Annotated in this window: 13 protein-coding genes; 3 read left to right on the top strand and 10 right to left on the bottom strand. The window is 34.2% G+C overall.

Annotation, left to right across the window (positions count from 1 at the left end):
- The first annotated feature begins 49 nt into the window (after positions 1–49).
- Positions 50–370 (top strand): DUF1827 family protein, encoded by a 321-nt coding sequence (locus RV14_RS06615; protein ID WP_071855506.1) that lies wholly within the window; start codon positions 50–52, stop codon positions 368–370.
- Positions 371–437: 67 nt separating this feature from the next.
- On the opposite strand, the gene RV14_RS12235 is transcribed toward RV14_RS06615, so the two are convergent.
- The 4 genes from RV14_RS12235 to RV14_RS06600 all read right to left on the bottom strand — a co-directional run bounded on the left by RV14_RS12235 (position 438) and on the right by RV14_RS06600 (position 5,609).
- Positions 438–605, bottom strand: coding sequence for a hypothetical protein (locus RV14_RS12235; protein ID WP_167359844.1), 168 nt, complete (start codon positions 603–605; stop codon positions 438–440).
- 568 nt (positions 606–1,173) lie between these two features.
- On the bottom strand, positions 1,174–2,754 hold the full coding sequence (locus RV14_RS06610; RefSeq protein ID WP_071855505.1) for a peptide chain release factor 3: 1,581 nt from the start codon (positions 2,752–2,754) through the stop codon (positions 1,174–1,176).
- Between the two features lie 223 nt (positions 2,755–2,977).
- Entirely contained in the window at positions 2,978–4,354 is a 1,377-nt protein-coding gene (locus RV14_RS06605) for a hemolysin family protein (protein ID WP_071855504.1), read from the bottom strand.
- Between the two features lie 136 nt (positions 4,355–4,490).
- Entirely contained in the window at positions 4,491–5,609 is a 1,119-nt protein-coding gene (locus tag RV14_RS06600) for an AI-2E family transporter (RefSeq protein ID WP_071855503.1), read from the bottom strand.
- A gap of 141 nt (positions 5,610–5,750) precedes the next feature.
- Between RV14_RS06600 and RV14_RS06595 the strand changes: the two genes are divergently transcribed.
- Positions 5,751–6,185: a GNAT family N-acetyltransferase gene (locus tag RV14_RS06595; RefSeq protein WP_071855502.1), complete on the top strand. Its 435-nt coding sequence runs from the start codon at positions 5,751–5,753 to the stop codon at positions 6,183–6,185.
- A gap of 72 nt (positions 6,186–6,257) precedes the next feature.
- On the opposite strand, the gene ntdP is transcribed toward RV14_RS06595, so the two are convergent.
- From ntdP to recX, 3 genes are all read right to left on the bottom strand, one after another.
- Positions 6,258–6,791: a nucleoside tri-diphosphate phosphatase gene (ntdP, locus tag RV14_RS06590; protein ID WP_010719696.1), complete on the bottom strand. Its 534-nt coding sequence runs from the start codon at positions 6,789–6,791 to the stop codon at positions 6,258–6,260.
- A gap of 93 nt (positions 6,792–6,884) precedes the next feature.
- A complete protein-coding gene (gene mutY / locus RV14_RS06585) occupies positions 6,885–8,066 on the bottom strand; it encodes an A/G-specific adenine glycosylase (RefSeq protein ID WP_071855501.1) in 1,182 nt (393 codons plus the stop codon).
- Positions 8,059–8,859, bottom strand: coding sequence for a recombination regulator RecX (gene recX / locus RV14_RS06580; protein ID WP_071855500.1), 801 nt, complete (start codon positions 8,857–8,859; stop codon positions 8,059–8,061). Before recX ends, mutY begins: the two co-directional genes overlap by 8 nt.
- Positions 8,860–8,966: 107 nt before the next feature.
- Between recX and rlmD the strand changes: the two genes are divergently transcribed.
- Positions 8,967–10,343: a 23S rRNA (uracil(1939)-C(5))-methyltransferase RlmD gene (gene rlmD, locus RV14_RS06575; RefSeq protein WP_071855499.1), complete on the top strand. Its 1,377-nt coding sequence runs from the start codon at positions 8,967–8,969 to the stop codon at positions 10,341–10,343.
- Positions 10,344–10,547: 204 nt separating this feature from the next.
- On the opposite strand, the gene RV14_RS06570 is transcribed toward rlmD, so the two are convergent.
- The 3 genes from RV14_RS06570 to RV14_RS06560 all read right to left on the bottom strand — a co-directional run bounded on the left by RV14_RS06570 (position 10,548) and on the right by RV14_RS06560 (position 13,575).
- Positions 10,548–11,222 (bottom strand): YcjF family protein, encoded by a 675-nt coding sequence (locus RV14_RS06570; protein WP_071855498.1) that lies wholly within the window; start codon positions 11,220–11,222, stop codon positions 10,548–10,550.
- A gap of 155 nt (positions 11,223–11,377) precedes the next feature.
- Positions 11,378–11,956: a lytic polysaccharide monooxygenase auxiliary activity family 9 protein gene (locus tag RV14_RS06565; protein WP_071855497.1), complete on the bottom strand. Its 579-nt coding sequence runs from the start codon at positions 11,954–11,956 to the stop codon at positions 11,378–11,380.
- A gap of 77 nt (positions 11,957–12,033) precedes the next feature.
- Positions 12,034–13,575, bottom strand: a complete 1,542-nt coding sequence (locus RV14_RS06560) for a carbohydrate-binding protein (RefSeq protein ID WP_071855561.1) — start codon at positions 13,573–13,575, stop codon at positions 12,034–12,036.
- Positions 13,576–13,618 lie beyond the last annotated feature (43 nt).

Raw genomic sequence — 13,618 nt, 5'->3', positions numbered from 1 at the left:
AATTATTTTAGGTTGTATTTAAAAAATCTACATAAAAGAGGTGAGCGCCATGAAATTCGTTAATGTAACAAATAGTCATTCACGTTTAGTTTTAAATCAGTTAGAAAATACAGATGCTCATATGGTAAAAGTTTATACAGCAGGAAATATGATGATCATCTATACAGAGGCACCCCAGCATAATGAGATTTTATTGATTAATGAAAAACGGAAAATACAACCAAAAGAAATTGAAGAAGTAAAAAAATATTTTTTGAATAAAATCCATGACGCCCGATACGAAGAAAATGAAATCCAAGTGATCGAATTAACCGACTTAGTGGAAGTCTCAATTCCTAAACATCAACCACATCCTGAAGCGGCAGTATAATATATTAAACCCGAAAAAGAGACCATTTTATAAGAATTCAATATTAAAGACTTGAATTCTGTTATAATTATTTGGTTTCTTTTTTTTGCGTATTTCCTACATGTACGATGGCTTTTACCTCTTTCACAATGGCTTCATTTTTATCCCATCCTTCAATATCCAACATTCGACATAATCGTTGCATTTCATGTTTTTTTCGTTCTTTTCTCATTTTTCTTTGTTCTTCTGTTTCCATACAAAAACCTCTCTTTCTTCTTTTATATATATGTATGCAAAATAATTTTAATTTACTTCATTAAAATTATTTTATCTCTTTTTTCTTTAAAATAAAAAATTGGTTGAACCAACAACAACTCTTTCTATTTTTACATCATCACCATTTGACAGAATAAAAGATTTTCTTCTTACAGTTCTTGTGATTACTCATTGCAGATATCTTTTTTTTTATGGATTTGATAAGCATTTTATCAAAAAGTAATTTTACAAAAATAGCCGTCAATCACAATAATCTTTGTAATTGACGACTTAATTTTTAAGATACATTTGGTTTTCTTACTAATTTATACTCGAATCTATTGGAAATAAGTTGTGCTTGCATCTCCACATAGATCGTCGCTTGTGTCATCTGCTCATAAGACGATAGCTGTTAATATTTTTTGTCTCGTTGTTGTATACTATTTCTTCATTCACTCCAACAGGCTTTAAAATTTCAATTTTCAATTCCTTCCGATCAGTCAAATGTCTCTTTCAAAATAAAAACCGACGCACTTTAGAAAATCATTTTTAAAAGACTTTCATAATTTTTACAGCAAACTCTTTAACTTAACGTCAGGGTATTTATCCGCAAACCAACGCATCGCAAATTGGTTTTCAAATAAAAACAGTGGTTGGTCGAAACGATCTTTTGCTAAAATGTTACGACTTGAGCTCATCTTTTCATCTAAATCTTTAGGGTCGATCCAACGAGCAATTTTATGCCCCATTGGAGACATGATTACTTCTGCATTGTATTCATTCATCATTCGATATTGAAACACTTCAAATTGCAGTTGGCCGACTGCTCCAATAATATATTCATCTGTCAAATACGTTTTATATAATTGAATCGCACCTTCTTGTACAAGCTGGTAGATTCCTTTATGAAAAGATTTTTGCTTCATCACATTTTTAGCCGTCACTTTCATAAATAACTCAGGGGTAAATGATGGAAGTTCTTCGTAAGCCACTTTTAGTTTTCCTTCATATAAGGTGTCGCCAATTTGATAGTTTCCAGTGTCATAAACACCAATGATGTCACCCGCTACAGCTTTTTCCACATTTTCTCTTGAATCAGCCATAAATTGGGTAACATTGCTTAGCTTCATTTTTTTCCCTGCTCTTTCAAGAAAAACATCCATTCCGCGCTCAAATGTACCAGAACAAATACGCACAAATGCAATTCGATCACGATGAGCCGGATTCATATTGGCTTGTATCTTAAAAACAAATCCTGAAAACTCCTCTTCATAAGGACTGACAATTTGTTTTTCTTGCGTTTGATGTCCATAAGGCGATGGAGCTAATTCAACAAAAGTTTCTAAGAAAGTTTGGACTCCAAAATTCGTTAACGCCGAACCAAAGAAAACTGGTGTTTGATCACCACGAGTAATTTTTTCTTTATTAAACGAATCTCCTGCTTCCTTAATTAATTCAACTTCTTCAAGCACCTGTTCATACAATGAGTTTTTCGTCAACAGATGTCCATTTGGAAGCAGTCCGTCCTCATCTAATGTGATTAAACGTTTCGCATTATAATTTTCTGGACGATAAAACTCAATTCGATTGTGATAGATATCATATAGCCCTTCTAAACCTTTGCCCATACCAATCGGCCAATTCATCGGGTAAGATTCAATCTCTAGCAATTCTTCAAGCTCTTCTAAAAGCTCTAACGGTTCTCGCCCATCGCGATCTAATTTATTGATAAAAGTAAAAATTGGGATGCCTCTTTTTTTAACTACTTTAAATAGTTTCTTTGTCTGAGCTTCAATTCCTTTTGCACTATCAATCACCATGACGGCACTATCTACAGCCATCAACGTACGATACGTATCTTCTGAGAAGTCTTCATGTCCGGGTGTATCTAAAATATTAACACGTTTTCCATGATAGTCAAACTGCATAACGGAACTTGTAACAGAAATTCCGCGCTGCTTCTCAATTTCCATCCAATCTGATTTTGCAAAATTACCAGTTTTTTTTCCTTTGACAGTTCCAGCTTGACGAATAGCACCACCAAATAAAAGCAATTGCTCTGTTATTGTTGTTTTACCAGCATCCGGATGAGAAATAATAGCAAACGTCCGTCGATTATCTACTTGTTGTTTTAAATCTGGGTTACTCATAAATTAACTCCATTCTTTACTTGTTTTGTTCTTACATATCTATTATGAGAAAACAATACTTAAATATTTGTTTATACTTCTATCTTTACCACAACTAAATCAGTATAGCACGGATTAACCAATCAAAAAAGCCACCTAAACAAGATTTCTCTTCGATTTCAATCTTATATTTTCAAAAAAAGAGAGGTGCTGCTTAGATTACAAACAACACACCTCTTTTTTATTATCTTCTTGGTTCGTCAGCTTCAAATTCTTTTTTAAAATAACGTCTATCTTCGTCAGGTTCAGCTTCAATTTCTTCTGGATCATGGAAAATCACTCGGATTTTTAAAATTCTTGACCCTTCCATTTCTTCAGAAATCAGCGTAACATTATCCACATCAAAAGATAATTTTTCACCTTCATCAGGAATCATCCCTAAAGCTGTAATTAGATAACCTGCCATTGTATCCACATCACTCATATGCAGGCTACTATCAAACGCTTCATTAAATTCATCAATCAGCATGCGTCCTTGAATAATATATTCATGTTCCGCTACTTTTTCATATAATTTTTCAACTTCATCTGATTCATCATCAATTTCACCAACAATTTCTTCAAGTAAATCTTCCAACGTGACTAAACCAACTACTCCACCGTATTCATCAAGTAAAATAGCCATTTGATTTTGCGTTTTCTTCATTTCATATAATAAGTCATCAATAAAAATTGTTTCTGGAACAAACAAAGGTTCTTGCATAATTTTTTGAATATCTAAATGTTCAAAGCCAAATTTATGAGCGGCTTTTAATAGATTTTTAGTATGAAGAATTCCGATTACTTTATCTTTTTCTTCATTATATACAGGGATTCTTGAATAGCTTTCTGATAATACTTCATTGACATTTTCTTCAACGGAGTCATTGATATCGATCATAAAAGCATCTGTTCGAGGAACCATGACCTCCCGTGCGACCTTAGTATCTAAAGAAAAAACGCCTTGCAACATTTCCAACTCTTCATTATCAAGTACACCTTCAGTTTCTAACATATATCGCATTTCATCTCTTGTCATCTTTGAATCTTCATCATCAAAGGTCATTGGCGTAATTCGCGCCAATAAACTAGTTGAAGCAGACAACAACCAGACAAAAGGTTTCGCCACCACGCCAATCAAACGGATGAGCCCAGAAGTAAAGTTTGCTACTTCTTCTGATTTATTCAAAGCGATTCGTTTAGGATATAACTCACCAAAAACAATCGATACGTACGTCAGAATAGCTAAAACAATAACATTAGCGATATTTTTTGCTGCCGCACCACCGCCTAATAATGGAGCTAATTTTTCTGATAGTGTATTGGCTAACGAAGCACCGGATAAGATATTAACTAACGTAATTCCTACTTGGATCGTAGACAGAAAGTTGTTTGGGTTCTGCAATATTTTTAACAGCTTTTGAGACTTTACATCTCCTTCTTCTGCTTTTTGCTCGATTCGATTTTTGTTGATCGAAACTACAGCAATCTCAGAAGCAGCTAAAAAAGCATTGATCAAAGTTAAAATGATCAATAATAAAACTTGCGCTAACAGCGACTGACTCTCAGGGTCAGCATTCATAATCGCATTCTCTCCTTATATTTTTTAATTTTTTAGTTTACGATAGAAAAAAAGCGTGACTATAAAGATAGCCACGCCAAAATGTTATCACAAAGAATTTTTCTTTGCAATAGAAACAACTGTTTGGTATATTTTCTTACAAAGGAGTTGCAATTTTTTTCTTATTTTCATTTTGTTGATCTTCTTTAACGATTTTGATGATGTAAGAAACAATCGTTTTGCAAATAGCATAAAATGGCACTCCTAAGAAGATTCCTATCAACCCAGCAATATTTCCTGCTACTAATAAAACAATAATAATCGTTAATGGATGGATTTTCAGTGTTTTTCCAATTACATTTGGATAAATAATATTTCCGTCTAGCTGCTGCACTACTAATACTACGACACAACAAAGCAAGGCTTTGAAAGGATCGTTAAAAATTGTGACAAAAAATGCAGGTGCTAAACCTAGATACGGTCCTAAATAAGGTATCAAATTGGTTAATCCAGCGATAACACCAAATAAAAATGCATAATCCACACCTAAAATCAAATAGCCTAAAAAGGTAAATGTTCCAACAAAAAGACATTCAATCGCTTGACCGCTAATATAGTTTGCTAACGTCTTATTCAATTGTCCGAGCAATTCAACGATTTGTTCTCTTCTTTTTTCAGGAAAGAATTTTTTGATCGCAGGAACCATTTTTTCCCCGTCTTTTAACATATAAAACAAAATAAACGGTGCTGTTAAAAGAACGATCGTAGCTGAAGCGATTGTTCCTACGATTGAACCTAAACTATTTGATATTCCACTTAAAAATTGCTGGATGATTGCTCCATAGGAAATATCTAATTGTTCAAAATATTTAGTGATATTCACTTCTTTAAAAATCGGTAACGTAGCCATTTCTTTTAACCAGCTTTCCACTTGCTTGATAAAATCAGGCATGCTAGAAGCTAATGAAGAAATTTGCTGAATCAAACTTGGAATAACGCTAAGCAAAATCCATATAATTGCTGCAACAAGTAAAAGCAGGACAATCGCAACTGCCCAGATACGCTTAATTTTGATTTTCATTAATAGTTTCACTAAAGGATTTAACAAATAATATAAAAATCCAGCAATCAAAACTGGTGCAAACAATGTGGAAAAAAATGTTCCTATTGGCTGAAAAATAAAATTAATCTTTGAAGAAACAAAAACTAAAGTTGCCAAAATAAGTAATTCGCAAGACCAAAACATCAATTTTGATTGTTTTAACTTTTCAAACAATGATTTTCCTCCTTTCGTCTTTTTTACTAGTATATATTATTTAAACAAAAAATGCTTTTATTCTTGCACTTATTTATTTTATATTTGTTTTCATAAATTTTTCTTTACAGTATACTAGAACAAGAGAAAGGTGGTCTTAGGGTGAAAATTGTACACACAAAAGATACGTTAAGTGACATCTACCTTGACGCTGTTCGAATTAGAAATCAGGTTTTTGTGGTTGAACAAGGAGTTTCACGAACAAGAGAAATTGATCGAGATGAAGCACAATGCATCCATTTTGTTCTTTATTCAGAGAAAAAACAACCGTGCGGAACGGTTCGACTTCTTCCATTAGAAAATGGAAAAATAAAGCTCCAACGCATGGCAATATTACCAAAATATCGTCATCAAGGATTGGGTAAAATCTTAGTAGCTGAAGCTGAAGTTTTCGCTAAACAGCAAGGCTATAATACTGTATTACTAGGAGCTCAAACTACAGCAAAAACTTTCTATGAAAAATTAGGGTTTGGCGTTTGCGGGGATATTTTTGAAGAAGCTGGACTACCTCATATTTCTATGAAAAAAGAGTTTTAATCCTTAGATCGCTATCATTTAGACTCATAAAAAAGCAGTAAGCGCAAAAAATAATTTTGGCTTACTACTTTTTTATTTGCGCGACAATTGCTTGTAACGGTTATACCAAATATCAATATAGCCTTCGGAAAAAGGGCCTTCACCATTATTGATCCAGTCAACCAAAATCTTCACGTTTTCTTTTAAAATGAAGTCGATATCATTTGGATAGTTCATCATTTGGCTATGCATCTCATACTCATCAACGTCTAGTAATCGTTTCTCACCATCAGGAAACACTTTGATATCTAAATCATAATCAATATACTTCAATGCCTCATCGTCTAGCAAAAAAGGTGAAGCTAGATTACAATAATAGGAAACCCCCTTTTCTCTAATCATTGCTATTACATTGAACCAGTATTTTTTATGAAAATACACAATTGCTGGTTCTCGAGTCACCCAACGACGCCCATCAGACTCTGTGACCAGCGTATGATCATTTACACCAATCATTGAATGCTCACTTGTCTTTAATACCATGGTATCACGCCACGTTCGATGCAACTTGCCGTCATGCTTGTAACTTTGAATCGTTACAAACTCACCTTCTTTTGGAACTCCCATAGCGATCCTTCCTTACGCAGCATCTCATGCTTTGTGTTTAGGTGTTCATCACACCAATATCATTTTTATTATATCAATAAAAAAGAGCTTTGCCTAGAAAGGATTACTATTGTTTCGATTTTTCTCTAACTGTTCAATTAATTTCACTTGCACTTTGGGAAATACCACGTTGTTAAAAGCGTCCGGTGAGAGCCACCGCTTTGTTATTGTCTCTTGGAAGCTTTCGCTTACTAGAGAAGGCATACGTCCATAAAAAAGCAAAACGTGCCATTTTAAGTGGCTAAAAATATGTGTGACTTCTCCTAAATGACGCTTTTGCCAAATCAATTGCTCTTTAAATTCAAAAGGTAACATTATTTCTTCTTCTGCAACTTTGGTTTGAGCAAATAAACTTGGTTCATAGGCCTGTGCCCATTCCAATTTCAATCGCTCATATTTTTCCTTTGTCACTTCAATCATAGGAAACATCCACATATTTGCTAATAGTTTTTGATGATGCCGTTCTTCAAAATAATAAGCGCCTTCCTGATTTTGAATTGCTGCACAAACATAATAACAGTCTTTAGGTTTTGCTTTTTTAGTTTTTACGGGATAACACGCTTGTTTTTCCTTTTTATATGCTAAACAAAATGACTGAATAGGACATTGCTCACAAGAAGGGGAAGTCGGCGTACAAATGGCTGAACCTAAATCCATTAAAGCCTGATTAAATTCCCCTGGATATTTTTCATCAATAATTTTGCGCATTGCCTCATCAAAAATTTTTCTGCTAGATGCTTTAGCAATGTCTGCTTCAATACAAAACAAACGACTAACGACACGCATCACATTACCATCAATTGCAGGTTCAGGTAATCCAAACGCAATACTTGAAATTGCACCAGTTGTATACGGACCGATTCCCTTTAAAGAACAAATTTCCTTTGGTGTTTGCGGAAATTTACCGTCAAAATCTGTCACGATCTGTTTTGCTGCTGCTTGTATGTTGCGTACTCTCGAATAGTATCCTAATCCTTCCCAAGCTTTTAATAGTTTCTCTTCAGGCGCGTTGGCTAAATCTTCAATCGTAGGAAACCATTCCATAAAACGATAAAAATAAGCAATGACTGTATCAACACGTGTTTGTTGAAGCATGATTTCCGAAATCCAGATGCGATAAGGATTGTGATCATATCGCCAAGGCAAATTTCTTTTTTCTTTTTCATACCATTCAATAAATCGTTTTTGAAACATTATTAATTCGTTTTTGTTCCAATTTTCCCATTCTTTATTCACTTAATTCTTCTTCCTTTTCTGTGATAAATCGTCGAATCATCTCTAAATCAAATCCCTTTTGATATAAATGCTGTTGAATTTTTAAATTTCTTTTTTTAGGTTCAAAGCGAGAGTTTTTATGCCATAATTTTTCGCCTTGAACGACTAAAGATTGATATTCTAATTCTTGATCTACTTCTTGTGGTAAACTTGCTAAGGCTTGTTGGATCGTTTCTTGTGTGAATCCTTTATTCATCAGATTTTGTTGAATTTTTTTTAAAAGTTCTTTACGACTTTTGCCGTGATTTTTATCAAACAATTTTTCTGCTACTTGGCAGGCAGTGTCTACTTGATCCTCTTTTGAATATTGCAATAAAGCCTGTTGAATGATTTCTGACTTTAATCCTTTTTGCTGCAATTGCTGAGCTAATTTTTTTGGTCCCTTGTTATTTAAACGTACATTAGTCCGAACAAAACTTTTACCGTAAACTACGTCATTCACTAAATTTAATTCTTTAAGCCGAGCAATCACTTTATTACGGTCTTCAAGAAGAACTTCTTTTTCCTTTAGGTAGGTTCTAATTTCTTTTTCAGAACGCAATTGATAACTTAGATAGTTAAGGGCTTGTTGAAACCCAAAATCAAAACCGCTGTTTCTTTTTATTTCTTCAATCGTCTCGTTTGTTAATTCTTGGTCTTTTAATAAACGATAACGAACTAATATGTCTTCTGAAACTTTCAAAGATGTTCCTTCTGATAAGTCAACTTTATAAAAAGTGCCTTTATCTTTACTGATCCTAGTAACTGTTACCATTAAGTTCCCTCCTCGAACGTATATTCCTATCATACCACAGAAAATTCCTCCCGTTAGCAATTATATGATAGAATAAAACCACACTATTAGAAAAAAGGAAGGTATCTATGACTGAAACGATTGTCAAAAATGGACAAACGATCTCTTTAAAAATCAAGCGACTCGGTATTAACGGCGAAGGCATTGGGTATTTTAAACGCTTGACCATTTTTGTTCCTTATGCACTTCCAAAAGAAGAAGTCCTCGTTAAAATTACTAAAACTACTTCTCGTTATGCACAAGGCCAGTTAATTAAAATCAAAAAAACAAGCAACAATCGCGTAGTGGCACCGTGTCCTGTTTATTATGAATGTGGTGGTTGTCAACTTCAACATCTTGCTTATCAAGCACAATTAGATTTTAAAAAAGATTTGCTTATGCAAGCTCTTGAAAAGTTTAAGCCCATGGGGTTTCGTTCTTACCAGCTACGTCCTACAATTGGTATGGCTAATCCTTGGCATTATCGAAATAAAGCCCAATTTCAATTGAGAAAAAACAGACAAAAACAAAAAATTGAAGCTGGACTTTACCAAGCAAATTCACATCAATTGGTTCCTTTAACTGATTGTCTCGTGCAAGAGCCACAAACACAAAAAGTGATGAATACTGTAGTAAAACTTTTAAACACATACGATTTACCTATTTACGATGAACAAAAAAACAGTGGGATTTTTCGTACAATTATGGTTAGAGTGGGAATAAAAACAGGGGAATTACAAGTCGTCTTTATTACTCGAAGCCAAAAATTTCCACAAAAAAATGCGATTATACGTGAAATTAACCAAAAATTACCAGAAGTTGTTTCAATTATGCAAAATGTTCAACCAAATAAAACGCCTTTAGTAATGGGAGATGAAACCTTTCATCTTTTGGGGAAAGAAGCTATTGAGGAACGACTTAATGAAGTCACTTTTGATCTTTCACCTCGAGCATTTTTCCAGTTGAACCCACGGCAAACGGCAATTCTTTACAACGAAGGAATCAAAGCTTTAGCTGTGCAGCCAAATGAAACAATCGTAGATGCTTATTGCGGTGTAGGAACCATCGGATTAAGTGTTGCAAAACAAGCAAAAGAAATCCGCGGAATGGATATTATCCCGCAAGCCATAGAAGATGCAAAAAAAAATGCTCGTCGCTTAGGTTATACTAACAGCCATTATGAAGTAGGGACAGCCGAAGAATTATTACCAAGATGGTTAAGGAAAGGATTCAAGCCAGATGGAATCATTGTCGATCCACCCAGAACTGGACTTGATTCACAATTAATTCAAACTCTTCTCAACAACCCACCAACCAAATTGGTGTATATTTCTTGTAACGTTTCAACATTGGCTCGTGATCTTGTTCAATTAAGCAAGAAATTCAAGGTTGATTATTTGCAGTCTATCGATATGTTTCCACAAACTGCACGCTGCGAAGTTGTCGCAAAACTGACTAAAAAATAAGAACGAACAAAGTGAGAATGACAGCCTAAACAACCTTAACACTGAATAAAAAGCAATCTGTGCTACTTATGCTTAACCAGAAATTTAACCGATTATATTCGTTTTTTTCTAAGTAAAAAGTAGCACGGATGATTCAATGTTGCTTTTATCATTCCAATAATATTGTTTTGGTAATGATTATTAGGTTGTATTCTTTTAGCACTTTTATTTACTTTTTATCGTTTTTAGTGCACGATACAACGTTTGAAATTGTCCTTTAAATGATATTATTTGTTCAAAAATATCTTCTCCATCATTTAACATTTTTACTGTTGTCCAGCCTAATGATTCAGTAATGACGCTAGCTACTGCTGCGTTAATAGCAGCTCCTGATACTGTTCCTACAGCTGGAACAAGTTTTACGATATTTCCTACCGTACTTTTGCCTAGACTGACAGCCATTAATTCTTTTGAAACACTTTTGCCTAACCCTTCTGACCACGTTTGTCCAAATAATTTATGCAAACGTGCCATCATTGTCAACTGAACTGGAACTAACAAAAAAGCATCCGAAAAAGGAATGGGTGAACATCCAACGATAGCTGCTGTTAATGAAGCAGCATGAATGATTTGATGACAATTTTTGCGAGTCTCTTTAGTGATTCCTTTTAAAAAATCTTCAATTTCTTGATTTATTTTAACTCGATTTTTTTCAACGATCCTTTTTGCGACTTTTTTTGATTGATTATACGTATTAAGAACAACTCTTGCTGTTTTTTGAGGCATTCTTTTTAATACTTCAGAAAAAAAAGAAACAAATTCTTGCGAGACCAATTCTTCTTCAGATAAAAAATCGCTTGGTCTTTTTTTAATCTTCTTTTTTCTTTTTAATCCACTCATTTATTCGTTCCTCCTATCTAAATAGCTAATAAATAGCTTAGTGAAGAAATGATTCGATACTTTTATCATACAGCAAGTAGCTTTTTAACCAAAATCATTGAATCGTCGCAAAAAACTGCTGGACCTTTTTCAATCCAGCAGTTTTGTTTTCTATTTTATTGTACATTCACATCAATCGCTTGGTAAAAAGCATTAGTTGTATCACTGATATTCCACACAGCTAAAATAACATGATAGCCTTTACGATTTTGAGGAATCGTAATTGTTTGATTCACTATTTTTGGCGGTACTGTTGCCTTGTCATCAATTTTTGCAATCAATTCAAAATCACTAATTTTTAATGGTGCATTTGGATTCCAATCCGGCTTAGTCATATAGTAGTCCCACGTGCTAGTTCGATGTTGTGCAGTTAAATTCCATGTAATAGGTAATTTTCCTACATTAATATTATTTTTATACCATCTTGTGGATGTTTGCTCATCTAATGGTTCAAATCCACTTACTCCAGCACTTGCTAGTTTCCCATCAATAAAAGTATTTTTAGCTGCTTCAATGCTTTGAGGCTCCCACTGTGCGCGTCCAACATTTTGATTTAGTTTCCCTGCTTCTTCTGTCCCTAAATAAGCGCGACTGCCAGGTGACGTAATGTAGCCATGTGCAAATCCAGAAACGCCAAATCCAAACAACCCTAACATAACCATTCCAACAAACAACAACATGTTAACCTTTTTCATAATAAACCTCCTTTTAATTGATAGGTTTATTGTAAACGTTTTTTACCCTTCCATCAAACATTATGCTTTTATAATTTTTAATACACTCTTGCCCATAAAGTTGGTGAAATATCTGGTTCCCAACCTGCGTAAGCCGTATGGGATTGAAGGCAACGATATTGAACTCCTTTATAAGTAACGATATCTCCAACTTTATAAGAATGTCCTAAAGTCCAAGTATCCCCTTGGGTATTATCAGTTGATGTTTTGACTGATAGGTCTTGGCTAAAATCAGAAGTACCGGTAGCATTTACTGCTTTTATTTTATAAGTATAAGTAGTATTCGCTTTAAGATTTTGGTCTTCAAATGTATTTGTTTTGCTTGTGCCTATTTTCACATTATCTCGATAAATTTCATAATGCGTGACTTTTTCTTTTGAATCGTTATTTGACCAGTTTAAAACAACAGAATTTTTTGTTATAGAACTAGCGTTTAAACCAGCTGGAATAGAAGGTCGATCTAATTGATCAATTGGCTCATCAGATTCATCTGTGAATTGTTGTGCTACAGTTAAAAACTCATATTGATTTTTTACTTGTCCTTGTCCCCCGTCAACAATCGCATCTCGGTTCATTGACCAATAAGAAACCATACCTAATTTTTTAGATTTTGCGTGTTGAATAATTTGATTAAACATGTCAGTCGTGAAGTAAGGATGCGCTTCACTTTCAAATCCAATAGATGGGGTTGTCCCTAATTTTGCATAAGCTTGCTCATCCGTTAATGTAGTATTGGCATAACGTTTGTAATAGTCTTGCAATTGTTTCTTAGTATTATCAACTGCATCTAAAGAACCTTGAGCATAATCTGGTACGACACTTCCATAACACATTGTCATTAAATTAACCGTTGTTAATTCGACACCAGCTTCAAGATACGCTTGTAATACTGATAATCCTGTTGAAATCAATCCAGTATCCATAACTGGTAAAGTTAATGTCACACTAACACCTGTTTGATCTTGAACTTTTTTAACCGCTTTGGCATTAGCTAAATTATTTGCATAATTCATTGCACCGGCTTCAACGTCAAAGTCAACACGAGTTAACCCATATCCTTCAATGACTTCTTTATAAGCATTTGCTAAAATCTCTGAATCTTGAGTCGTTTCCCAGAAAGCTCCTGCATTTAATCCACCAAAAGATACAGCAACGTCTCCACCAACTTCTCTCAATTCACGAATTGATTTTTTGATTCCTTCATATTGCCATTGGTCGTTATCACTTTCACTTAATCCGTTATAACCACCCCACGCCCAATCAATTTTGCCATTCTTTAGTCCACGTGATTGCATAAATCCTAAATTAAAGAATTTTTGTCCAGTACTTTTTGCTACTGCCGCAAGATTAAGGGCACCGTTATTTGATAGATTGTCTTGAGAAACATACGCTGTCATATCTACAAATGGCGCAACTACTTGATCTGTCCATTTAATTCCTTGTCCTACACCAAAATCAGCTTTTTTGATACTCATTTGTTGGGTAGCAAACACTTCTTCCATATTTAATACCGCTGGTGCAATCATCAAGCTGCATAAAGCTGCCCCTTCTAACATTTTTTTGATTCTTTTTTTATTCATCATCTGTTTTTCTCCTCTCTTAACCCGTCGCTTTATTCATTTA

The organism is Enterococcus ratti, from assembly GCF_001886195.1.
GTDB lineage: Bacteria > Bacillota > Bacilli > Lactobacillales > Enterococcaceae > Enterococcus_B > Enterococcus_B ratti.
The sequence above is the reverse complement of the archived record's forward strand: the minus strand, read 5'-3'. Positions and strand labels throughout refer to the sequence as shown.